Raw genomic sequence first — 24,134 nt, 5'->3', positions numbered from 1 at the left:
TTTCAAACTGCTCTTGAACTAATCCAGATTTTTTTTGCCGAATGTAACCTACTTTAGTTTGACTATCATGTTCCGAAAACAATGCTTGAATGACTCTACGATAAAAGATATGTTTTTTAGCTGGTATATCTGCGTTAGACTTAAAAGTTAAAATATATAAAGATAACAACAAAGGATTTGTCAAAAAGCTATTAATATGCCCACTATTGTTAGTGACTATAGACTCGTTAATTTTATCTCTAAGCTCAATTTCTTCTCTCAATTGGGCATCTACGAAACCACATATCTCTCCATCTTCCATAGAAAGCTTTTTTACATAGTAATTATGAACTTTGCAATTGCTCGATACCTGAGTAAGGTCTAGTAGTTAATATAAATTTGTTATTTGGATACTTATTCCTAAACTCATCTAAATTTTTAATGACATCTGCTTTAACTTCTGTATTTAACTCATCATAACCATCTAAGAAAAAAACGAACTTGCCTGTTTCAAATAGCTTTTCTAAAATTTTCGGATTTTCAGCAATGCAGTCTTCTAATACCTTAGTCTTTATATAATCTTGTAAACTATTTTCTTCATTATTTAGATATCTAAGTTCTACAAGTACAGGTATTGCATATCCTGTTTTAATAGTATTTAAAAACAAATGTTTTATAAGCGTGCTTTTACCACTACCTGCATCACCAATAATAGTTACGGCATTAGATTTCTCAAATATATTGGAGACATTATTGGTGTCAATGACTTCATCCTCATTCTTTAACTTAAGAGGATAATAAATACTATAAATATAGACTGGTGTATTACCTTTAAGTAAAGTTTTAAGCTCAGAGTATTGATCAAACTTCTTTTCTAAGTACTTCTTCAATCCAATTTCAAAATATTGTCTTGTTTGATCATTTATATTACTAATAATAGGTTTCATTTCTTCAAGTATTTTTTTAATTAATACTGGAATACTAGCTTTCAAGACGAGTGGAATTACAGGCTCTAACATCAGAAATCCTTAAGTTAATGTCGGTATTAAAATCGTATAATTAGCTATAGTATTACACTATTCTCTTAACCCTTCCAACAAAATTCTAGTTAAAACCAACCTGTTTAACTACAACTTCGTAGTCAAAACCCACTACCCTATTCAGCAACTAAATAAACACTATCCAACACGCACGTCGCTTTCCTCTGCTACAGTAAGCCATGCAATTATCCTAATAAAAAGGCGCCATTCATGAGCTTACTCAATACCCTCAATCTAACCTACCCCATCATTCAAGCGCCAATGGCAGGCGGTGCCACCACCCTGAGCTGATTGCGAGTGTCAGTAGCTTTGGTGGACTGGGTTCATTAGGTGCTGGCATGACCGCGCCAGACGTTTTGGATAGCCAAATCAATACGATTAAGACCCTGACCGACCGTCCTTTTATGGTCAATCTGATGGTGTTATCTGAGCAGGAATCGAGCACCTTTGATACCACCATTCCTGATTGGCTGAGTCATTACTATCAAGAAAACAATATCGAATGTGCGCTACCTGAACGCCCAGCGCTAAGCTTTGCAGACCAGATACAAGTGCTCTATGACAATCCTGTTCCTGTCGCTAGCTTTACCTTTGGTATTATTAGCGCCGAGCAAGTTCAGCATCTGCAAGGTCTAGGCACGCGCGTCATCGGGACGGCAAATCATCCATTAGAAGCGAAAGCATGGAGCGATATTGGCGCAGATGCGGTATGTGTACAAGGGGTCGAAGCGGGTGGACATCGCGGTGGCTGGCTCGCGCAAAGTGAAACCGATCCATTGGGATTATTGACGCTGATTACTCAAACGCGCGCGTGTACCGATATTCCGTTAATTGCAGCAGGTGGCATCATGACTGGGCAAGATATCAAAGCAGTGCAAACGGCTGGCGCTGAGCTGGCGCAAATCGGAACGGCGTTTTTGACCACAGATAAATGCGGTATTAATGATATTTATAAACAAGCACTACTTGATGCTAGTGAAAATAAACGCAGTGCTGAGACACGCTTAACGAGACTGTTTTCAGGTAAGCAGGCTCGTGGTTTATTAAATGATTATTTGCGTGATTTTGCTCGCTTTGAAAGCGCGCATGAGCTACCGCCCTATCCACAATTAAATGCGATGACCAAGTTTTTGCGTGGTCATGCGACCAATAATCTTGATCCAGAATATCAGTCTTTATGGGCAGGACAAGGCGTCGCTTTGGTCAGACAAGAGCGCACGATTGAGCTGTTAGAGCGCTTGGTCAAAACGTTATAGGCTTAAATGTTTTTATCAGTCCGCGCTACTCTAATAAAAAATCCACCGCTGCCGCTGCATGAATCAAAGTGGTATCAAATACTGGAATTGGGCTATCTGCTTGCTTAATAAGCAGTCCAATTTCTGTACAGCCTAAGATGACGCCCTCTGCGCCTTGATCTGCTAAATCTTTGATCACCTGCTGATAATACTGACGCGAGCTGTCTTTAAATTGACCGACGCACAGCTCTTTTTTGATAATTCGATGTACCTCTGCTCGCGCATCACTCTCTGGTATCAACACTTGAAGCCCCGCAGCCACCAAACGCTGCCTATAAAAATCTTCCGTCATCGTAAACTGAGTGCCCAATAAGGCAATTTTAGACAGATTCTGTTTTTTGATGGCGGCAATAGTGGCATCAGCGATATGAATAACGGGTAAATGCGTCGCGGCTTGCACATCATCGAGTAATTTATGCATCGTATTAGAGGCAATCATGAGCCCTTGTACGCCAGCGGCTTGCAAACGCTGAGCACTGCTGGCCATGATTACACCCAGCGCTGCCCATTCATCTTGCTCTTGGTGCTTATTGATCAACGCAAAGTCCACGCTATGTATGAATAAATCTGCTGAATGTAAGCCACCCAGCTTATCCTTGACACCCTTATTTATCAGCCGATAATAGCTTTCGCTACTCTCCCAACTCATACCACCGATGATGCCCAATGTTCGCTGCTTGTGTACGGTCATTTTATTGCCTTATTTGTGAGTTCTAATCGATTTTATCGTAGCAAAATCAATCATCTTTAGTTTGTTATTTTTTGGGAGTTTTTATTTTCATGCATGAGACAACAGTCATTAAAATATAACGAATGTCGCCATTGATAATAACGATTTTATCCACTCAACAACATACGATATCATGGTTAGTAATGAGAACACATGACACTACGCAACATCGTTCATCAAACGCCACCATCACCATGTAGGACACCTTCACACTATGGCAAAATTCCCTACCATCAGAATACGCACACGGCGCAAGTACTATCGGCTTATTTTTACCTTTTTAATGGCACTGCTGATGTCCACGATTATCTCAACTGCATTGCTGCTGATCAATGTAGGATTCGTCGATGGGTTCTTTATCACGCTGTTTCACTCATGGAAATATGCCTTTATAGTCGCGTGGCCGAGCGCTTATATTTGCGCCTATCTCATCCAAGAGCATTTGCTCAGTCGTATTGAGTTTTATTGAACCATCTAGAAGTTAAAGTATGAGAATGCCATGATAAAGCATCGCTGTGGCTGATGGTAAATCATCATGCCGCTATGAATTAAGAAATCTGTGGTCGTATACACAGCCTTGCTGAAGGTATTTTATGCGAAGATAAAAGGGTATTTTTTGATTGGATATTAGGGACGTTGAGTCATCTTATAATAAGTAACTGGATCTGGATAAGAGACTTTAATGACCTTCCTAATTACTCCCGTAATAAAGCCATCCCCAAGCCCATCATTGTGGTCAGCTAACAACATTAATTAATCAAATGGCTATTGATATCGGTGAAACTGATTGATTGATGCTAACTGCTGACGTTTAAAACCAATGAGTAAAAGTATTAGATTGTATTAAGAGCATTTGAATAAGTCCGCCTGCTTTTAATACAGTCAATACTCATAAACCAAAAACCAAAAACCACTTTTAAGCCACCTCGACCTTATTCTTTAAACAAGCCACTCGGTGATTTATGGTGCCTTCTAACACGGGTTTAATCTGTGCGCATTCTTCATCAGCTAGTGGACAACGGGTACGAAAAACGCAACCTGACGGGGGATTGATTGGACTGGGTAAATCACCCTCTAATAACTGAATGACCTTATTACGTTCAGCAATAGGATCGGGTAGCGGTACAGCAGACATCAGTGCTTTGGTATAGGGATGAGTCGGATTGCCGTATACGGCTTTGTTCACACCCAGCTCGGCGGCGTTGCCTAAATACATGACCAAGACTCGATCAGCAATGTGCTTAATCACAGAAAGATCATGGGCAATGAAGATAAGCGCTAACCCCATCTCTTCTTGCACATCTTGCAATAAATTAATGACCTGCGCCTGAATCGAGACATCAAGGGCGGAGACTGGCTCATCACAGATAATAATTTTGGGCTTTAATATCAGTGCTCGAGCAATGCCTATTCGCTGGCACTGACCTCCTGAAAACTCATGCGGATATCGGTTAATTTGATTGGACAGTAGCCCCACCTTTTTCATGATGGCGCGTACCTCGTTTTGCACCTCAGGCTTCTTCATTTCAGGATAATAAGTACGAAGAGGCTCGGCGATAATATCCCCTACAGTCATGCGCGGGTTAAGTGATGCCAGCGGATCTTGAAAGATCATTTGAATGTCTTTTCGCTTTAATCTCATGGTCTTTTTGGACGCACCCACCATCTCTTCATCACAAAACTTGATACTGCCAGAGTCAGCTTGTATCAATCCGATGATAGTACGAGCAAGTGTTGATTTACCGCAGCCTGATTCGCCTACCACCCCTAAAGTCTCACCAGCAAATAGCTCAAATGATACCCCATTAACTGCTTTTAGAGTGACAGGCTTCTGCCAAAAGTAAGTACTTTTTTGTTTGATATTAAAAGTGGTATGAATGTCCTTTACTTGCAATAACGGTGCTAGGTTATTGCTTTTGGCGCTATCTAAATTCTGTGTCATCATGAGCTAGCCCTCCATCTGATTGATTATTGGCATCGATATCTGCTGAGCTATCTAGTGAGTGATCAACGGGTGTTTCAGGGTGCCAGTGACAAGCGCGTTGACGCTCGTTCGGTAGAAATTCCAGCGGTGGCGGTGTATCACGGCAGATTTCCATAGCATGAGAACAGCGCTCATAAAAAGGACAGCCTGCAGGCAAATCTAATAAATTTGGTGGACTACCTGGAATGGTTTCAAGCTTGCCCATATCGTTATCTAAACGCGGAATGGCTTTTAGTAGCCCAATAGTATATGGATGACTTGGGGCATAAAAAATCTCTTCAGTCTCTCCATACGCCATGGTGCGCCCAGCATACATCACCAGTACTCGATCACAGATACCCGCCACAACTCCCAAATCATGGGTAATCATAATAATGGTGGTGCCAAAGTCGCGTTTTAGCTCGTTTAATAGAACCATAATCTGTGCCTGAACAGTAACGTCGAGCGCGGTGGTTGGCTCATCAGCAATCAACAACTTAGGGCGACATAATAATGCCATCGCAATCATGACCCGCTGACGCATACCACCTGAGAACTCATGCGGATACATGCCAATACGGTTCTTGGCTTCTGGAATCTTAACCGCGTCTAGCATTCGTATGGATTCGGCCCAAGCGTCTTTTTTACTCATGCCTTTATGTAAAATCAATACTTCAGCGAGCTGGTCGCCTATCTTCATATAAGGATTTAATGAGGTCATCGGATCTTGGAAGATCATCGCGATCTGCTCGGCACGAATTTTATTTAGTGCTTTTTGTGACAATCCTAGTAGCTCATTACCCTCAAAGCGTACCGAACCTTTGGCATAACCGTTATTTGCCAGTAGCCCCATAATAGCAAACGCTGTCTGCGACTTACCTGAACCAGATTCACCAACGATACCTAAGGTTTCGCCTTCATGTAGGTTAAAATTTAAGCCATTAACCGCCGTTACTAGACCCTCTTCGGTCGTGAACTGTACCGATAAATCTTTGACTGCTAACAAGGTATTTTCTGCATTAGCTGGCTTATCGAGCGCTGAACCAGTACCCATCTTAAAGGTAGTAGTATTAGACTCTATTTTCTCAGAAGCACTAGGCGCGTTGGCGGCGTTATGAATCTTTTGAGTGGCTATGTTTTTATCTTCCATACTTTTACCCTTCATGCTTTTATCCTTCATACTTTGGTTTTTCATGATGCACCCTCTTAGCGTCTTTAGGGTCAAACGCATCACGCAGACCGTCGCCAATAAAGTTAAAGCAAAATAAAGTAATGACTAAAAAAGCTGAGGGAATCAAAATCTGCCAAGGTGCTACCTGCATGGTTTTTGAGCCTTCTTGCAACAGCGCCCCCCAACTGGTCATCGGCTCTTGAACACCAAGTCCCAAAAAGCTTAGAAATGACTCAAACAAAATCATCGTTGGCACTAATAAAGAGGCGTAAACCACCACCACCCCGAGTACATTGGGCACGATGTGGCGTAAGATAATATTAAAGCCTGATACGCCGCCTACGTGCGCAGCTTCGATAAACTCTTTACTCTTTAGGCTTAGCGTTTGCCCGCGAACGATACGCGCAACATCCAGCCACGATACCAGTCCAATCGCCACAAAGATTAAGATAAGGTTACGACCAAAGATAGTGACTAATAAAATCACAAAAAACATAAAGGGGAAGGCGCTTAAAATTTCTAATACACGCATCATAACGGTATCGACTTTGCCACCAAGATAGCCTGACGTTGCACCGTATATCGTACCGAAAATCACTGCAACCGTAGCGCCGGCGACGCCTACCATTAAGGAGATACGACCACCTACTGCGGTTCGCACTAACAAATCACGACCGAGTGAATCAGTACCGAAGTAGTGCTTATTATCGATGGCTGGCGCGGACTGCATAAAGTTCCAGTCGGTTTCGGCATAGCCAAAAGGTGCTAACATCGGTACAAAGATGACAAAGGCAGCCACGAGTAGCAAGATAAAAAGACTGGCTACGGCGCCTTATTTCGATAAAAACGGCGCTTAGCATCTTGCAAAAGGCTGCGGCCTTTGATTTCCTGAGCCCTATGTCTGCTAGGTCAGTTGTCTGGTCTGCGGTAAGGCTCATAGTCGTCCTTTTAATAATCTATTTAGCATAATAATAATGAATGATACCCATCAAACCGTATTGGAATGATAAGGCGCTTAAATGGTCGCCTTAATATTGAATCTTTGGATCGATTACCGCGTATAAAATATCGACGATAGCATTAAAGCCAATGGTCAATACCCCGACTAAAATGGTCAAACTAAGCACTACCCCATAATCACGATTGAGTGCGCCGTTAATGAATAACTGTCCGATACCGGGTAAACCAAAGATAGTCTCAATCACAATAGAGCCTGTGATAATACCGACAAAGGCTGGGCCCAAATAAGAGATAACGGGTAGTAGTGCGGGTCTCAGCGCATGCCTCATCACTATTTGGCGCATCGGCAAACCTTTCGCCTTAGCCGTTCGGATATACTGGCTATTCATCACTTCAATCATCGAGCCGCGCATGATACGAGCAATACTCGCAACATAAGCGAGCGCTAAAGCGGCGACTGGTAATACAAGGTTTTTGAGTGCCCCGTCATTCCAGCCACCAGCTGGTAGCCATTGCAAAATAATGGCAAAAACCAGCACTAATAATGGTGCTTTGACGAAACTTGGAATCACAACGCCTGTCATAGCAAAGGCCATCAGTACGTAGTCTATCCATGAGTTTTGCTTAAGGGCTGCGATAACACCGAAGATAAGTCCTAAGACCAATGCCAATATAAAAGCGTACAGACCCAACTCCATAGAGACGGGAAACGACTGCGACAACAGCTCGTTAACCGTATAATCTTTATACTTAAAAGACGGTCCAAAGTCGCCTACCGCTAGCTGCTTTAGATAATTAACATACTGTAGCCACATAGGATCGTTGAGATTGTATTTGGCCTCGATATTTGCCAGTACCGCAGGTGGCAAGCTACGCTCACCCGTAAACGGACTGCCTGGCGCCAAACGCATCATAAAAAAGGAGACCGTGATCAATACAAATAAGGTCGGAATGGCCTCTAAGATACGCCGAAAAATCAGTTTTAGCATAATGCCTCTTTTATAATGATGCTTATTTTTCAGCTAAATTAAAATGAGATAACTAGCACAAACCTAACGCCCAGTTATCGTTCAACTAGCAATCTTCAATGACTTGGTTTTAAATAAAATATTGATAATCGTTGTTTATAAATAACAAAAGTTTCATCTATAGTCAATCCTATATAAATCAGATACGGTGTCAGGCTCGCTTAGTCTACTATTTGTAGTACTTTCGCTCGCCTTCCTTGTATCCAAATTATATTGAAACGACTATAACACGCCTAATAAGAGTGGTCGTGAAAAATGAAACTAATGACGCTATCAGCGTTATTTAATAAGAGCGATAAATGAAACCAGCTGCTTTTACCGCTCTCAGACATTCAATCGATAGAATTATTCAGCGATCAGTCAAACGATTAGTGCTTAGCAATTGAGAGATTTTTTACCTGCCAATTGTCTAATATATCCTTAGTTGGAAACCCAATGACATAAGGTTTTACTAGACGCGGGCTGACGTAATGATAAATGTTAAGTAAACCCATATCTTGATCGAGCTGAGCTTCAGCTTGCTTGTATAGATTGGCACGCTGCTCAGGGCTAACGCCAGCTTTCAGCGTTTGCGCCATTAAACTGTCAAAATTAGCGTTATTGTATTTACCGTAGTTGCCACTATTGTCAGATTTGGCAATATTTAAGAAAGCTGACGCTTCGTTATAATCACCGCACCAGCCAGCACGCGCAATTTGATAATTACCATTACGGCGAGTATCCAAATAAGTTTTCCATTCTTTATTGGTCAAAGTCACATCGACGAAGCCGAGCGCTTGCTTCCATAATGAAGTAGCCGCGACCGCAGTCTTTTTATGATTGTCATTGGTGTTGTATAGCAGCTCAAAAGTGAGCGGATTGCTATCGCTATAGCCTGCTTCAGTGAGCAGTTTTTTGGCCTCAGTAACCCGCTTTTCTTGATCCCAAGTCGACCATTCTGGACTATTTGCAATATCGCCATTGGTGGCAGGGGGTGTCAACTGATAAGCGGCCGTCTGTCCTTGACCGATAACTTTATCCGCAATGGTATCGCGGTCCAAAGCTAAGGCTAAAGCACGGCGTACGTTGGGATCGTTGAACGGTGGCTTGACCGTATTAAACTCGTAATAATAAGTACAAAGATAAGGAGATACGGTTAGCTGATCGCCCACTTGCTCTTTAAGCGAAGCGAACTGCTCGGTTGGAATCTCATTGTAGGTCACATCAATTTCACCCGCCTGATAGCGTGCGACGTCAGTCGTACTAGAAGGAATCGGCAGGAAAGTGACGGTATCTATAGTCGTATTAGCATCGTCGTAATAAGAAGCGTTGCGCGTTAAAACGATTTTGTCGTTAATTTGCCACTGGGTAGGCTTGTAAGGACCGTTAACCACGATGTTCTCAGGAGCTGTCCACTTATCACCAAAGGCTTCAACGGTCTTTTTATGAACGGGCTTGACTGAATTATGAATCAACATATCTGGAAAATAAGGCACGGCTCTGATAAAGTAATCTGCAAAGTTTTATCATCGATAGCCTTTACGCCAAGGGTTTCAATGCCAGCCTTACCATCAACAATTTTATCAGCGCCGACTACTTTGGCATCGACCAAATAGCTTGAATACGGCGACGCAGTATTTGGATCGACCAAGCGGCGCATACTGTAGACAAAATCCTCTGCCGTTACTGGATCATCATTTGACCATTTAGCATCGCGCAGCTTAAAGGTCCATACTTTATTGTCTTCGCTTTCCCAACTGGTTGCCATTGCTGGAATGGTCTTACCTTCGGCATCCGTATTGGTTAAACCTTCTAACATCTGGCGGCCAAGGGTAGATTCTGGTACACCCGATACTTTGTGTGGATCAAGTGATTCAGGTTCAGTACCATTATTGACGACGAGCGCTTGAGTATCAGCCAGTACATTAGGATCAACGGCAGCTGCTTGGCTGTCAGTGCCAGACTTATCGCTACTACAGCCAGTCATAGACATGGCGAGCGCAAGAGAGGTAGGCAAAAATATAGAGGACAAAAAGTGATTAGGAGTGCGCATCATATAATAGCTATCCTTGCTGGTCAGTGGCTAGGCGGATCAACTAAATAGTAGTGATTCGAGTTAATATATCCGTATATTGACTATGTTTATTAACAATATTTTAACTAACTATTGGTCATATTGTAGACAACTATTAGTAATTAAAAACGATACAAATGTCAATAAGTTTTAATTCCTCCCCGATACTAACAAGCAAAATAAGGTTGCAGTCAAAGCAGTTTCGACGACCAAAACTTAGATGTAACTACTATTAATTGAGTAACTTTTATAGCTATTTATTACCTTTCATCAGCAATATACTACCGCTCATTCGAAACCTGTCTTATTACTACTAACCTCCGTTTCTAAATCACTAATTATCACTGTCAAGTGAATGAAATCAATGCTATCAAGCAATAAAACCCTAGTAGATATGATGAATTTTATTTATAAGACTATTGTTAATAACTAATCATTTGATAGATTTTTTAAGCCGATGCTGATGAATAATAGTGTGATATTTTCGACACTCAAAATCAGATTTATTCGCTACTTAAAATCGTGCAATTTTTTGATTTTTGCAATTACTTATTTTTGTAAAAGCTGAGTAAGATCATGATAAAAATCACTAAATTTAGAATGAATACCTATCCATATCACTATTAATTCCTTTTTATAAAGCTAATAACGCTGATCTTTTGATGAAACTTTGATTGTATAGTCGCGTGGCCGAGCGCTTATATTTGCGCCTATCTCATCCAAGAGCATTTGCTCAGTCGTATTGAGTTTTATTGAGTAAAAAACTATAAACTTTAGTACACCTGCCTCTCACAAAAAAGCTAAGATAAGCAACATCATCTTTTTATTTAGAGGACGCTATGAGCCAACCACGGCGTACTATCGAGCATTTACTCAAGCAAGGCATACTGCCATTGAAGCATGCCAACGATGCAGCGATTCATTTGCAAGTCTATCCTAGCAAACGCTCATGGCTGGTCTTTTTTGATAAAGCCATGCTGATTATCGGGGCGATAGCGCTGGTATTATCGCTGGTATTTTTTATTGCCTATAACTGGATAAATATGGGCAAAATGGGCAAGTTCGCTTTGGTCGAAGGGGCCTTGGTTATCACGATTACCCTTTACGTTGTGCTCTCTTTTAGACAGAAATTTCAGCTGGTTCGGCAGTTATTATTGCTCATTGCCAGCGTGATTACGGGTAGCTTATTGGCGCTATTTGGGCAGGTTTATCAAACGGGTGCTGATACGTGGCAGCTGTTTTTTGGCTGGGCCGTATTGATTATTCCTTGGGTAATCATCGCCCGCTTCCCTGCGCTATGGTTATTATGGCTTGGGCTAATCAATACTGGTCTCGTCTTATATTTCGGCGTTATGGATTTTGCCTTTGCTAGCTATTTTTATGAAGGTGTCTTACAAATAGCAGTGCTTGCCGCTGTTAATTTTGTGGCGCTAAACTTGTGGCTCGCGTTTATCGACCGTCAACTACCATCAGTCACACGCAGCCGATTTAAGTCCGAGCTGAATTGGAGCGCTTATGTCGTCGGTTTACTCAGCAGCTATTTTATTACCTACCTTGCCATTCTTTATGTCTTTGATGACGCCAATATCGTAATGACGCTGATCGCTTTGCTGCTATGGATGAGCTGGTGCGGATTTATGGTTTGGCGATTTTATTGGTATCGCATCAATCTATTAATGCTGACCTATTTATGTGGCTCTGTCATTGTCGTGGTGATGTTTTGGGCGGGTAAGTTGTTTTTAGACAATTTTGATATGGGTGGTTTTCTCATCTTAGCCCTATTATTGATTGGCATGAGTTCAGCAGCGGTTGTTTGGCTGCGTCATGCGGCACGTTTAAACAGCGAAAACAATATACCCAGTGCTGTCGTTAAAGGAGGCAATTATGAGTAATGATATGAATAATCAACACTCGGACAAGGTCCTTTTACAGCTGCAACAGCTTGGATTAATTGACGGCAATGTGACTGATGCCCGTACTGGTGAGACCAGCGCTAAGGCAACGATAGCGAATAATCACTCTCAAAACGATATTCCTTGGTTTATACAAATACTTTTTGGTCTCAGCGGTATTGTAGCAAGTCTGTTTCTAATCGCCTTTTTGTCTTTGTTATTGTTCGGCATCGATGGCTTTGACAGCGTGATTGCCTTGTTAATTACAGGTCTAGTACTCAGCGCGGCGGGTTTTGTCTTATTTAGAAACAAGCAAAGCCGTGATAATACCTTTATCAGTAGCCTAGCATTGGCTATTAGCTCGGCTGGGCAAGCTACATTGGCTTTGCTTTATTTGATAATAATTTGTCACATCCTATAGATATTTGGCTTTTTTTAATCGTGCAAGCCGTTATGACGGTCATTATGCCCAACCGTATCTATCGCCTATTGGGCAGCATAATGACGCTAGGTTTGACGGTTTATCTGCTTAACTATTATCATCTACCTGAGGTTAGCTTGGGGCTATTAACACTGATTACGACTGGCAGTAACTTATCACGCTATTCTCTATTGCAGCGTATACCTAGTAAATGGCGCGCGGATGCTTTTGATATTATTAAAGCCCTTGGTTACGCCAGCGCGCTGATGCTGTTGTGCGTTTCTGTGTACTTTATCGCCGCTGAACATAGTCATAGCCTTGCTACTTATTATGGCGACACTTTTCGCTACAATTACTATTTGGCGCAAGGATTGCTTACACTTGCCAGCTTTATGCCACTTATCTGATTCTAAAACGTTACGACGTTAAATTACTATCGGCAGCGGGACTCTTCATTGGTGGTGCGCTTGTATTGCTTGGGATAATATCGATTTACGTATCAGGACTGCTCGCGACCAGCCTTATCATCGTCATTGCGATCGCTAATAGCCAACGGGTGCTGTTAGGTTTGGGCGTCACCGCCTTGGTCAGCTATATATTTTGGTATTACTACCAGCTCGATACTTCGTTATTGGTTAAATCTATCTCTATGCTGGTCATCAGTATCGCGCTACTACTTATGCGTTGGACACTTATTAAAGGCTATCTTGCAAATATAAAACCGAGCGCTAACGACAATCAGGAGCGCCACTCATGAACCAGAAAATGTTGACTAAGCGCCTCGTTGATGAAGCATCACCATCCAGCCATTGGCTAAAAAAACGAGCTGTTACCATCACTGTTGCCTTACTTGGATTGGCGCTGATATTGGTCATGATGACACTGAATATCATCAAATACGAAAACCATCTTAGTAATGGCACAACGGTATTATTAGCGCTAGCACCTGTCGATCCGCGCGGTTTTATGCAAGGTGATTATATGGCGTTAAGCTATGCGCTAGAGCGCGATATTTTTGATGCCATGCGACCAAAGCACCCTCATTCAACACAAGACGAATTAGGCTCAGAACCAGATGTAGAATTAGACGAGCTTGATACGGATTTTCGTATTTATGAGCCAAGCGACGGTTATGTCATTGTGAGAATCGATGACAATAATGTGGGGCATTTTGTCCGCTTAGCAGAGAGTAATAGTCGTGAAGAGTTAACTAAAAGTGAGCTGCCCATTTATTACCGCATCCGTAACGGCAGTGTGCAATTGGCGACCAATGCGTTCTTCTTTCAAGAAGGTCATGCTGAGGCGTTTGAAGCGGCTGAATATGGTCTGTTTCGCGTCAATGACAAAGGCGAGCCATTACTCACAGAGATGGTAGACGGTGATTTTACAGTCATCGTTGGCGACATAAATGAAGAGGATAAAGCCTCTCAGTAGACGTTCACGTTGTGACTTATCATGCATTACTACTTATGCTTTACTACACGCGATACGTGCAACGCATAACATTCCTTAACTAAAGTAACATTGAGGGTACTGAGACAAACTTGTTACTGTTGCTCACGACCTAAAAATAAATAAAGGAAATAATTATGCGTAGCGCAACTTATAGTACCTTCGGTAAACCATCTGACGTCCTCAGTTTAGGTGACACACCTATTCCTGAACCAAAAGCCAATGAAGTCCGAGTCAAAACGATACTCGCCTCTATCCACAACCATGATTTATTAACCATTCGCGGTCAATATGGCTTTAAACCTGAGCTGCCAGCGGTTGGTGGTAGCGAAGCGGTCGGCATTATCGATGCCGTCGGTCAGGATGTCAAAGACTTAAAAGTTGGTCAGCGCGTGGCGGCGGCGAGCGTACAAGCGACATGGGCAGAGTATTTTGTCGCCTCAAAAGACATGGTATTTGTCATGCCTGATAGCTTAGAGGACGAAATGGCGGCGCAGCTCATTGCGATGCCACTCAGCGCGCTGATGCTGATTGAGTTTTAGCACTAAAAAGCGGTCAGTGGGTGATTCATAATGCTGCCAATGGCGCGGTCGGCAAATCGCTCGCCATGCTAGCCGCCGCGCGTGGTATTAACACCATTAATGTCGTGAGAAGTGACGATGCTATCAAGGAATTAGAAGCACTGGGTATCAAACATAATATCAACACCTCAGATGACGACTGGAAAAACCAAGTAAAAGCCATCCTTGGTGATGAGAAAATCAGTGCCGCGGTTGATTCTATTGGTGGTGAGTCTAGTAATGATCTGCTGGCGTTACTGGGTCACGGTGGCACATTGGCATCGTTTGGCATCATGTCAGGCAAACCAATGGTGCTAGATCCAACCCATATTATTTTTAAACAAGCAACGATTAAAGGCTTTTGGGGCAGCAAAATCAGTCAAGAAATGAGCGTTGAAAACAAACAGCGTTTGATTGATGAGCTAATCGAACGTGCTAACGATGGCAATTTAAAACTGCCCGTTGAAGCGACGTTTGATTTGGCAGATATCGTCAAGGCCGTCGATGGCAAATTGCAGGCAAGTAAGAATGGTAAGGTGTTGTTAAAAGCATAAATTATTGTCTTACATATATCTATGTACGTGCAAATAACGACACACACCAAATAACCTCACTAGGAATAATATGATGTCTAATAATAAAACCTTTAAAGCCTTAGTCGTCGAAGAAAATACCGACGGCACCTTTAGCAAAAGTATTCAAGAACGCAACGTCAGTGACTTGCCAGAAAATGACTTGTTGATAGAAGTGCATTATTCCTCGTTAAATTTCAAAGATGCCATGTCGGCATCAGGCAATAAAAGAATCACCAAACAATATCCACATACCCCCGGTATCGATGCAGCAGGCGTTGTCGTCAGCGACAAATCAGGCACGTTTACCGCAGGGCAAGAAGTATTGGTATTTGGCTATGATTTGGGCATGGATACGGATGGCGGTCTGGGTCAGATGATCTCTATCCCTGCCGATTGGGCATTGCCCTGCCCAAAAACGCTGACGTTAAAAGAAGCAATGACTTACGGTACGGGCGGCTTAACCGCAGCACTCAGTATTCAAAAATTAGAAAAAATGGGTGCAAAACCCAGTGATGGTCCAGTCGCGGTAACTGGCGCAACAGGCGGCGTCGGTACGATCAGCATCGCTATTCTGAGTCAGCTGGGTTATGAGGTGATTGCCTTCTCAGGTAAGCCAGAGCAAAGCGAGCATTTAAAAGCATTGGGCGCGAGCGAAGTGCGTCATCGCGATACCATCAATGAAATCGGTAACAAGCCTATCGGTCGTGAGCTGTGGGCAAATGCCATTGATACCATTGGCGGCGACTACTTACCCAACCTGCTAAAGCAAACCAAATCTGGTGGTGCAGTGACCAGTTGTGGTTTAGCCAGCGGCGCTGAGTTTTCAATGTCAGTGATACCTTTTATCACCCGCGCGGTGTCATTATTGGGTATCGACTCGGTGTATATTCCACTGGCTGATAAAGAAGCTATTTGGCAGCGTGTCGCCACCGATATGAAGCTGCCTAATCTAGAGAGCTATGGTGAAGAGATTACACTTGAGCAAACGCCAGAATACCTAAATCGCTTTATGTCGAGCAAAGTGGTTGGGCGTTATGTGGTGAATGTGAAGGGATAATTTTTTAGCTTAGCAGTCAAATATTATAAAAAAGGCAGCATCTCTTTTGAGGTACTGCTTTTTTACTTTGATAGCGCTAATCTACAGCAGTCATCATGATAGGAAGAACGTAAAAAACCAGTAACCAATATTTCAAAGACTAAACTACTTCACATTTTGATACTTGCTTCTTCTATTGTTGAAGGCTCTATCACCACCTTCGAGTATTTTACATATTTCAGAATTGATTGTGCTATCTTCTAAGCTACCAGATATGTAACTCAATTTTCCATGATCATTAGTTGCTACGATTACTTGCTCTGCATCAGCATTAACTACTAAATTAGCATTATGAGTAACGATAATAACTTGTCTATACTTTTTCAGTTCTTTAAACAGCTCTATTAAATCCTCAACAATAAAGCCATTATCTAAATCATCTTCTGGTTGATCAAAGATTATAGGCTTCGAAAAAGCACTGGTTGCTAATTTCATTTTCAGGTACACAGTACCTTTCTGTCCAGCTGAAACTTTATTTAAATCCTTATTCTTATATTTTAATACTGGATATATTTTAATGTAATCTCTACGGTGAAAGTCTTTAAAACAAATATCCTTCAATACATTCTGATGAATGCCATCTCTATCATACATATCTTTGAAGTTACTTCGAAGAAAATCGAAAAAAGAACTAAAATCACTTATACCAAAATTCTCGGCCTTTGCTTCATTATTATTCTTAATTCGCCACTTAGAACCATCAATACAATCTGAAACTTTATCATAGAAAGCCTCTGGATTGAAATCTATGACAATTTCAGCATCAAGATCCTCTAACATACTTCCCATCAACTTCTTTTGAGTATCATTAAAATCAGTTCTTAGACTTATATCTTTAAAATCACTCCAACTTTTAGCCAAATTAGAAGCCTGTTCTTTGTAGTCCTCTTCCATTTTATCTAATAAAGAAGAACTATCTGAACCAGCTCCAAATATATCTAGTTCAATACTTCCCAACTCGGTCGAAAACATTTGCATTTCTAATATTTTTGAATTTATAGAATCTAATTCGCTTTGATAATCTTTAAAATCCTCCAGAAGTGTTGACAAGTCACCTTTATAGATCTCAAACCTACTTCTAACATCTTGAACTGATTGGCTAGAAGTAGCTATATCCTCACTGACTGTAGACTTAATAAGTGCTATCTTAGTTTGTTGAGCATCAAAAGAGCTATTATCAACAAGAGGTATGTCTTCAGACAGGTTTAGATTACTGATTTTAAGATTGATATCATTAACAGCATTTAGTAAGTAACGCTCTAACTCATTGATATTAATTAATTTTTTATTACTTTTGTTTAAAGACTCTAAATCGCTCGCATACTCACTTAGCTTCTTCTTATTATCTTCAGTAGTAATATTATTAATAAAACTTTGAACTCTATCTTTTCTTTCATGTAAAAAACTCATTGAATTGGTAGAAATCCCCTCTTCATTCTTATACTCTAGTGTAGATTTTACTTCAGAATACCTACCAATTTTTGTTATAATCTTATGATCCAAATGATCATCAAAACTCACCTCATTTAATCGAGCAAGTTTTTTCATAGAATCAGCCAGCTTATTTTTCTCTTCACTTTCACCTGCATATTTCTTAAGCATACCCTGACTGATATAAATAACTCTAATGGATGCTTTCCTTCTATAATGTCAAAACTAATAATTTCCTCCGAGTCGGAATTCGTTTTATTATATAAAATTTTAACTGCACCATTCTTGTTAAAAATCCCATCTTTCGACTGTTCATTATCAACAAAACTACTTGCTAAGTATTCAACAAGCATACTTTTACCTTCACCTCTACCTCCAATTATTGTAACTAAATTCTGATTAAGTGGAATAATTTTACACTTACTAAAGGTAAGATCTGTTTCACCATCAAATACGTTCAAGTCATTGTCGATAGAAATAGCTGAAAAATAAGGTTTATCGAATAGCAAAAATGGGTTTTCTTCAGAGATACATATTCTTTCCTCTGGTTCATAAATAACTTGCTTAAGACCTTCAAAAGTAGGGTCAGCTTTTATCCATGTGAAACAGTTGCCAATCCTATCCTTATTTAGAGAGGATGAATGGTCATGAGCGTCACTACAGTCTAAAAGTCGGCTATTTACGCGTTGTTGAACAAGCTTTTCTTTAGCACTATTAAACTTAACTACGCTCTCGGATGCTGTGAAAACAATGTCCGCTGTATTAATGATATGTTTTTTAATAGCTATTGATGCATCAGTCCATTTCATTGCATCCCATTCTGTTTTCCCAACGGCAATTAGATACTTACCTTTAAACCTTTCTTTATTCAAGGAATGAATAATATTTTCTAGATTTAAGTTCAAATTATTAAAACCCTCTTCTAAATCAGATCCATACTTGCTAATTTCCTCGGCAGGAATACCTGATTTAATTTCAGCTCCTAACTCTACTAAGCTATCTTTAGTAACAACTCCTTCCCATTTTCGACCATCATTAATTATATAACTTTGAACAAGCGTGTTTAGAAATTGATCTTTTATAATATTTACTGGTATTTCATCTGAAAATATAACATGTAGGTTTATTCTATCTAGCTTACCAAAACCAACTCCAGCTAGATTATTAAGCCTAAACTCTAATACAGGCAATAATAAATCAATATTCTGTAGCCTATTATTCTCTTCTTTTTCTTTCTTTAATCTTTCATAGCCGTCTATGAATAAATAATCATTAATCCCCAATACAGAAAACTCTTGCGGCAAACTTTCTAAATCACTTATATATCTTTCCCAAGCTTCATCTGTATCTCCACCGTAATTTTGACATATTGAAGACGGTGTATGTACATGTAGATCCCACTTTCTCCACTCGGAGCCTCTATCGTAATTTATTGACATAAAGCATTGCCTTATTAATATTAAAATCCAACTATAGTACACTATTAGAAGCTATTTATATAAATAGTATAACTATAAGGTTTTAGTACCACAAAAAAACACCCAACCAAGTTGAGTGCTTTTTTATTGACGACAAGCTGTATATCAATTCAAAAAAGTTGAGTTGAAAAGCTATTTAGGTAAGTTTACGTAGTCTAAAATGGTAACAAGGCAACCGAGCGCAGATAGTACGTATTTGTACATCTAGCTAGGTTAATACCGTTACCGTTTAGAATACTTAAACGGTTTATTCCCACTCAATCGTCGCAGGCGGCTTGCTAGACACATCATAAGTCACTTCTGCATTATCAACAACTAGCCACACGCCCAATCAAACTCATTATTCAACAAATCGATTTGACCATTACCACCGCCCATATTGGCATTACCAAACTCTTCTTCAAACTCAATATAAAAAGGGCTAAATTCTGGCATCGCTTGAATAGGATTGGCCGTACCACCAAAATGACTTTTTGCATGAAACCTATCAAGCTTTAATATCTCACCTTTTTCAGAGAACATCGGAATATAGGCATTTCCATCATCTTCATCTGGCCACTCATCGAGCATCTTGCCAACGTTAGGATCATCTATTCGGACAACGTGCTTAATAAACTGAGCGGGTTCATCTTTGGCAAAGCAAGTGCTACTCCACGCTTCAATTTCATAGTCTGGATATATACCATCTTCTTTACTAGGCAGCGGCGTGGACTCACCAAAAAACTCTGCTTCCGTTAGCCAAATCAATGCCCAGCCACCACCAATAATATCTTCAAGATAGATTTCTTGAGGGTGACGATAGTTAGCATAGCGACTCAGTGACGCCCAAAAATTCTCAGCGTCTGTATGATTCACCTCAGTGAGGTTAGCAATCATATCTTCAACACCGTCTACCCTATCTTCAACATGATCATCCGCTTGAAAAAGCGATATTGCCACGAGATCTTTCCCTTTTACGCGATACGCTTCAGGCACTAATATAGTCCATAAGTGCGCCATCGGTAGACCGTTAATCCTGCTTCGCGGCCATTGATCCGTGGTGATGCCGACTGGGCGACCAAAAGCCCAACCTTGCCCATGATCTTTATCCGTTAGTTCCAAATCATATGCTTGTTTTAATGGTTCCATCACTTTTGTCTCGCCTCCTTAGATTAACCTTATTTATTAGACGTACTACACCAACCAATACCACTCAGGCGCAAACAAATAGGACATACCCATAGATAGCAATACTGATAATATGCTACCCACAATGGCGCCAACCCATGACGTACCACCCTTTGCCGCTAACTCCTGTTCGACCGTCGCTGGGTCAGCTGTATTACTCATGACTTTTTTTATATTTTTGACACTGTGACTAAAGTAAAAATAATTACCTAAAAGTCCTGTCAGTACTGCCCATGCGACAAAAAAGCTGGTTTGACCTATAGAGCTATACGCCTCCATACCGAGCAGATGCATTAAAATTAAATCGACCGTATTTATGCCAAGTACAATACACAAGGCTACTAGGTACATTTTACGATAGCATAACCAAGATGTTCCCAAGAGCAGTCCAGCAATATTAAAACTGTGAATGCTCGAACCATCCTTATTGACTTCTAAACGTGGCTCACTGTCCTTAAACCATTTATTGCGGTAGAAATCATCATACTTTTTACCAACGAAAGCTGCCAATAAAGCATCGGCATTTTCAGAACTGGAAGCTGAATGGTTTTGCGGGATTTGCGCATCTTTAGAGATATTAACTGGCGTTAATGGTGGCGGTGTTTGTGCTTGGACGTCAGAGAGCTGATGCCCACATTTTGAACAAAATCCTGCCTCGCTTGAATTTTCTTGATTACAGTTATTACAAAACATCTTATCCCTTAATTTTACTAAATACTGAACGATTGATAGGCTTATTTCGACTTTAACAAACAATAGCCAATTAAAGTTGACACTATTATAGATAATAAAGACAAATGTTCAATGAAAAATTAGAGGATTCTTAGTTGCCTGTTTGTTTTAACCAAAAAAACACCCAACCAAGTTGAGTGCTTTTTTATCGCTATATTGAACTAATCTAATTATCGATTAGTCGTATATCAATTCAAAAAATTTGAGTTGAAAAGCTATTTAGATAAGTTTACGTAGTCTAAAATGGTAACAAGGCAACCGAGCGCAGATAGTACGTGTTTGTACATCTAGCTAGGTTAACACCGTTACCGTTTAGAATACTTAAACGGTCTATTCCCACTCAATCGTCGCTGGTGGCTTGCTAGATACATCGTAAGTCACGCGTGAAACTTCAGCGATTTCATTCATAATGCGATTCGATACCGTCTCAATCAAATCATACGGCAGATGCGCAAAGCGCGCGGTCATAAAGTCTACGGTCTCAACCGCACGTAGCGCAATCACCCACGCATAGCGGCGACCATCACCGACCACGCCGACCGATTTAATCGGTTGGAATACCGCAAATGCTTGCGCAGTCTTCTCATACCAGCCTGATTTTTCTAACTCTTCCATAAAGATAGCATCAGCAGAACGCAAGATATCAGCGAATTCTTTGGTAACTTCACCAAGGATACGCACGCCCAAACCCGGTCCTGGGAACGGATGACGGTTAATCATCTTCGCTGGTAAACCAAGGGTAATGCCCAATTTACGTACTTCATCTTTAAACAAATCACGTAACGGCTCAACCAACTCAAACGCCAAATCATCTGGCAAACCGCCAACATTATGATGGCTCTTAATCACGTGGGCTTTACCTTGATGCGACTTCGCTGATTCAATGACGTCTGGGTAAATCGTACCTTGCGCTAAGAATTCGATGACTTTACCATCGCTCTGCTCGCTCACTTCACGCGCACTATTAGCAAATACATCGATAAAGGTTTTACCAATGATTTTACGCTTGGCTTCAGGGTCAGACTCGCCAGCCAATGCCGTTAAGAATAAATCCTCAGCATCGACACGAATGACTTTTACGCCCATGTTTTCTGCAAAAATTTGCATCACTTGGTCGCCTTCGTGCAGACGCAGCAGACCCGTATCGACAAACACACACGTTAATTGGTCGCCAATGGCTTTATGCAATAATGCTGCGACGACTGAACTGTCCACACCACCAGATAAACCAAGTAACACTTGCTTATCACCGATTTGCTTTTTGAGTTGTTCGATACGCATATCGATGATGTTATCAGGCGTCCAGCTACCGGCGCAGCCACAGATTTCATGGACAAAACGTCCTAGTAATGCAGAACCTTGCGCGGTATGCGTGACTTCAGGATGGAACTGCAAACCATAATAATGGCGCGAATCATCAGCATAATTGCAATCGGACAGCTTGGCGTGCTGGCAACGATATCGAAACCTTGTGGGGCATCGACACTTTATCGCCATGACTCATCCACACATTTAGCTTCGCTGCTGCGTCTTCGATACCATCAGTCAGCGTTGATTTGCCATCGATATTGATGGTTGCTGCGCCAAATTCATGGATATCACTGGCATGAACTTTACCACCGAAGCGCTCTGCCATCGCTTGCATACCATAGCAGATACCCAATACTGGTACGCCTAGATCAAATACGGCATCATTGATGCGTGGGCTGTCATCTGCGTGCACGCTCTCAGGACCGCCAGATAAAATGACGCCTTTTGCGCCAAAATCGATAATGCGCTGGGTATCGATATCAAACGGGAACATCTCACAGAATACCCCAGAATCACGGACACGGCGGGCGATAAGCTGGCTGTACTGTGAGCCAAAATCGAGAATTAAGATGCGATCTTCTTTAATAGTAGGAACGTTGGCAGCAGTTGTCATAACGTAGTGTCCATCAATAAATAAATTGGTGCGCTATTTTAACAAGTTTGAGCAGTCTATTGGTTATAAAAATACGCTAATCTGCTAACTGGTATATAAATCTATAGCTCATCAGTATAAACCTCTACTTTATTTCATTAATGAATGCATTTCTTCTATATTTTTCTACATCTAGGTAGCGATGATAAGGCACTGTAGAGCAGTCAACAGAATAAAAACGCGATTAATTGACCTAATACTTCTATAGGCAACGCATAAATTCTGGTTCAAGCATTATTACAAACAAGTGTTATTACAAAATAACCATTATACTTTTTTAAATAGTATTCTACAGAGAAGCTTGCATCAGTGTCGCCTATGATTACCGCATATTATTCGGCAACACATGGACTTCATCTGAAATCTTCGCAAGCTTAGTCTCACCGCATTGGTATTTTTATATATTAGGGTTTATTGGTGTTATTTGGTACTACTTAGCGCATAGACTGATGGTTTTGGTGGGGAATAAAGAATTAGCAAGTCGGAACAGCACACCAATCGTTGTTGACTAATGTACAGAAAACAGTTACTTATTATAGTCACAGATAATCATAATAAATTGACAGGTATGTCTCTATGAGCAAAATCAAAGCCCTTATCCGAAAACGCCCTAAATCTGACCCGTCTAAAGCTATTTCAGTCAATTCTGATAACCAAAATACCAATAACGCCAGTATAGATGCTGCCTCAAAGGGTCATGCGGTAAATACCCCAATCGAGCAAACGCGCTGGAATGGCTGGGGCAATATCAATATTAATAAAAAAGTCTCAGCGCATGGGGCGAAACTGATCAAATCGCATATTGGTAAAACCAAAAAACTATCATCAGTGAGCTTACAGCAAGTACTTAAAACCGTCCCCAAATCGCGCTTGCCTGTTGCTATGACTGAGCTTGATACTGTATCTGTCGACAACGAAGTGAGACTTAGACACGCCCGTGGTCAAAGCTTTCCAGACTGGATAGCCATGCATGGTGGCGACTTTGAAGTCTTTCCTGATGGCGTCGCTTTTCCTGCATCGACCGCTGATGTCGAGACTTTATTACAGTTAGCAAGCGAGCACGACCTGATCGTCATTCCTTTTGGTGGCGGCACTTCAGTAGCGGGTCATATCAATCCACAAAAAGCTCACGCCCCGTATTGACCATC

At 41.1% G+C, this 24,134-nt stretch carries 19 protein-coding genes and 4 pseudogenes; 10 read left to right on the top strand and 13 right to left on the bottom strand.

The features are described 5' to 3' along the window. Nucleotides 1-301: pseudogene (locus TT12_RS08835) on the bottom strand (hypothetical protein); the annotation flags it as partial. A 22-nt stretch (nt 302-323) separates the two neighbouring features. After that, a complete protein-coding gene (locus TT12_RS08830) occupies nt 324-998 on the bottom strand; it encodes an NACHT domain-containing protein (RefSeq protein WP_045453987.1) in 675 nt (224 codons plus the stop codon). A gap of 359 nt (nt 999-1,357) precedes the next feature. On the opposite strand from TT12_RS08830, the gene TT12_RS08825 reads away from it, so the two are divergent. Next, a complete protein-coding gene (locus tag TT12_RS08825; RefSeq protein ID WP_243443531.1) occupies nt 1,358-2,275 on the top strand; it encodes an NAD(P)H-dependent flavin oxidoreductase in 918 nt (305 codons plus the stop codon). A 25-nt stretch (nt 2,276-2,300) separates the two neighbouring features. Here the strand turns inward: TT12_RS08825 and TT12_RS08820 are convergent, their stop codons facing one another. Further along, nucleotides 2,301-3,005: an aspartate/glutamate racemase family protein gene (locus TT12_RS08820; RefSeq protein ID WP_045453984.1), complete on the bottom strand. Its 705-nt coding sequence runs from the start codon at nt 3,003-3,005 to the stop codon at nt 2,301-2,303. A gap of 253 nt (nt 3,006-3,258) precedes the next feature. On the opposite strand from TT12_RS08820, the gene TT12_RS08815 reads away from it, so the two are divergent. After that, complete coding sequence (locus TT12_RS08815) at nt 3,259-3,513, top strand: DUF2798 domain-containing protein (protein WP_045442930.1); 255 nt, start codon at nt 3,259-3,261, stop codon at nt 3,511-3,513. Between the two features lie 447 nt (nt 3,514-3,960). Here the strand turns inward: TT12_RS08815 and oppF are convergent, their stop codons facing one another. The 5 genes and pseudogenes from oppF to TT12_RS08790 all read right to left on the bottom strand — a co-directional run bounded on the left by oppF (nt 3,961) and on the right by TT12_RS08790 (nt 9,913). Then, nucleotides 3,961-4,989: a murein tripeptide/oligopeptide ABC transporter ATP binding protein OppF gene (gene oppF / locus TT12_RS08810; protein ID WP_201606062.1), complete on the bottom strand. Its 1,029-nt coding sequence runs from the start codon at nt 4,987-4,989 to the stop codon at nt 3,961-3,963. Beyond that, nucleotides 4,967-6,172, bottom strand: a complete 1,206-nt coding sequence (gene oppD / locus TT12_RS08805; protein WP_279378854.1) for an oligopeptide ABC transporter ATP-binding protein OppD — start codon at nt 6,170-6,172, stop codon at nt 4,967-4,969. The genes oppF and oppD overlap by 23 nt, the downstream gene beginning before the upstream one ends. Before the next feature lie 4 nt (nt 6,173-6,176). After that, complete coding sequence (gene oppC, locus TT12_RS08800; RefSeq protein WP_243443533.1) at nt 6,177-6,977, bottom strand: oligopeptide ABC transporter permease OppC; 801 nt, start codon at nt 6,975-6,977, stop codon at nt 6,177-6,179. Between the two features lie 229 nt (nt 6,978-7,206). Continuing rightward, nucleotides 7,207-8,127: an oligopeptide ABC transporter permease OppB gene (oppB, locus tag TT12_RS08795; RefSeq protein WP_045453981.1), complete on the bottom strand. Its 921-nt coding sequence runs from the start codon at nt 8,125-8,127 to the stop codon at nt 7,207-7,209. A gap of 407 nt (nt 8,128-8,534) precedes the next feature. Further along, a pseudogene (locus TT12_RS08790) lies at nt 8,535-9,913 on the bottom strand (ABC transporter substrate-binding protein). A 1,145-nt stretch (nt 9,914-11,058) separates the two neighbouring features. Between TT12_RS08790 and TT12_RS15525 the strand changes: the two are divergent. The 7 genes and pseudogenes from TT12_RS15525 (at nt 11,059) to TT12_RS08755 (ending at nt 16,176) form a co-directional block, all read left to right on the top strand. Next, nucleotides 11,059-12,111, top strand: coding sequence for a DUF2157 domain-containing protein (locus tag TT12_RS15525; protein WP_201606061.1), 1,053 nt, complete (start codon nt 11,059-11,061; stop codon nt 12,109-12,111). Continuing rightward, on the top strand, nt 12,104-12,532 hold the full coding sequence (locus TT12_RS08780) for a DUF4401 domain-containing protein (protein WP_045453977.1): 429 nt from the start codon (nt 12,104-12,106) through the stop codon (nt 12,530-12,532). Before TT12_RS15525 ends, TT12_RS08780 begins: the two co-directional genes overlap by 8 nt. Further along, a complete protein-coding gene (locus TT12_RS08775; protein ID WP_045453974.1) occupies nt 12,517-12,939 on the top strand; it encodes a hypothetical protein in 423 nt (140 codons plus the stop codon). Before TT12_RS08780 ends, TT12_RS08775 begins: the two co-directional genes overlap by 16 nt. After that, nucleotides 12,903-13,289 (top strand): DUF4401 domain-containing protein, encoded by a 387-nt coding sequence (locus TT12_RS08770; protein ID WP_207804034.1) that lies wholly within the window; start codon nt 12,903-12,905, stop codon nt 13,287-13,289. The genes TT12_RS08775 and TT12_RS08770 overlap by 37 nt, the downstream gene beginning before the upstream one ends. Beyond that, on the top strand, nt 13,286-13,966 hold the full coding sequence (locus TT12_RS08765) for a GDYXXLXY domain-containing protein (RefSeq protein WP_201606059.1): 681 nt from the start codon (nt 13,286-13,288) through the stop codon (nt 13,964-13,966). Before TT12_RS08770 ends, TT12_RS08765 begins: the two co-directional genes overlap by 4 nt. Before the next feature lie 155 nt (nt 13,967-14,121). Next, nucleotides 14,122-15,098 (top strand): annotated as a pseudogene (locus TT12_RS08760) (zinc-binding dehydrogenase). Nucleotides 15,099-15,168: 70 nt separating this feature from the next. Then, the gene (locus TT12_RS08755) at nt 15,169-16,176 is read left to right on the top strand and encodes a YhdH/YhfP family quinone oxidoreductase (protein ID WP_243443530.1); all 1,008 of its coding nucleotides are present in this window, start codon (nt 15,169-15,171) and stop codon (nt 16,174-16,176) included. A gap of 144 nt (nt 16,177-16,320) precedes the next feature. On the opposite strand, the gene TT12_RS08750 is transcribed toward TT12_RS08755, so the two are convergent. The 5 genes and pseudogenes from TT12_RS08750 to guaA all read right to left on the bottom strand — a co-directional run bounded on the left by TT12_RS08750 (nt 16,321) and on the right by guaA (nt 22,947). Further along, nucleotides 16,321-17,817 carry a hypothetical protein gene (locus TT12_RS08750; protein WP_045453963.1) on the bottom strand — a complete coding sequence of 499 codons (1,497 nt, stop codon included), beginning with the start codon at nt 17,815-17,817 and terminating at the stop codon, nt 16,321-16,323. Further along, nucleotides 17,760-19,085 (bottom strand): hypothetical protein, encoded by a 1,326-nt coding sequence (locus TT12_RS08745; RefSeq protein WP_207804033.1) that lies wholly within the window; start codon nt 19,083-19,085, stop codon nt 17,760-17,762. The genes TT12_RS08750 and TT12_RS08745 overlap by 58 nt, the downstream gene beginning before the upstream one ends. A gap of 354 nt (nt 19,086-19,439) precedes the next feature. Continuing rightward, nucleotides 19,440-20,255, bottom strand: a complete 816-nt coding sequence (locus TT12_RS08740; protein ID WP_201606069.1) for a hypothetical protein — start codon at nt 20,253-20,255, stop codon at nt 19,440-19,442. 42 nt (nt 20,256-20,297) lie between these two features. Then, nucleotides 20,298-20,984, bottom strand: coding sequence for a zinc ribbon domain-containing protein (locus TT12_RS08735; protein WP_045453956.1), 687 nt, complete (start codon nt 20,982-20,984; stop codon nt 20,298-20,300). Nucleotides 20,985-21,353: 369 nt separating this feature from the next. Beyond that, nucleotides 21,354-22,947 (bottom strand): annotated as a pseudogene (gene guaA, locus TT12_RS08730) (glutamine-hydrolyzing GMP synthase). A 615-nt stretch (nt 22,948-23,562) separates the two neighbouring features. Here guaA and TT12_RS17175 point away from each other — a divergent pair. Then, complete coding sequence (locus TT12_RS17175) at nt 23,563-24,129, top strand: FAD-binding oxidoreductase (RefSeq protein ID WP_243443529.1); 567 nt, start codon at nt 23,563-23,565, stop codon at nt 24,127-24,129. The last annotated feature ends 5 nt before the right edge of the window (nt 24,130-24,134 follow it).

The organism is Psychrobacter sp. JCM 18903 (assembly GCF_000586475.1).
GTDB lineage: Bacteria > Pseudomonadota > Gammaproteobacteria > Pseudomonadales > Moraxellaceae > Psychrobacter.
Note: the sequence above shows the minus strand (reverse complement) of the source record. Positions and strands in the feature narration are given on the sequence as shown.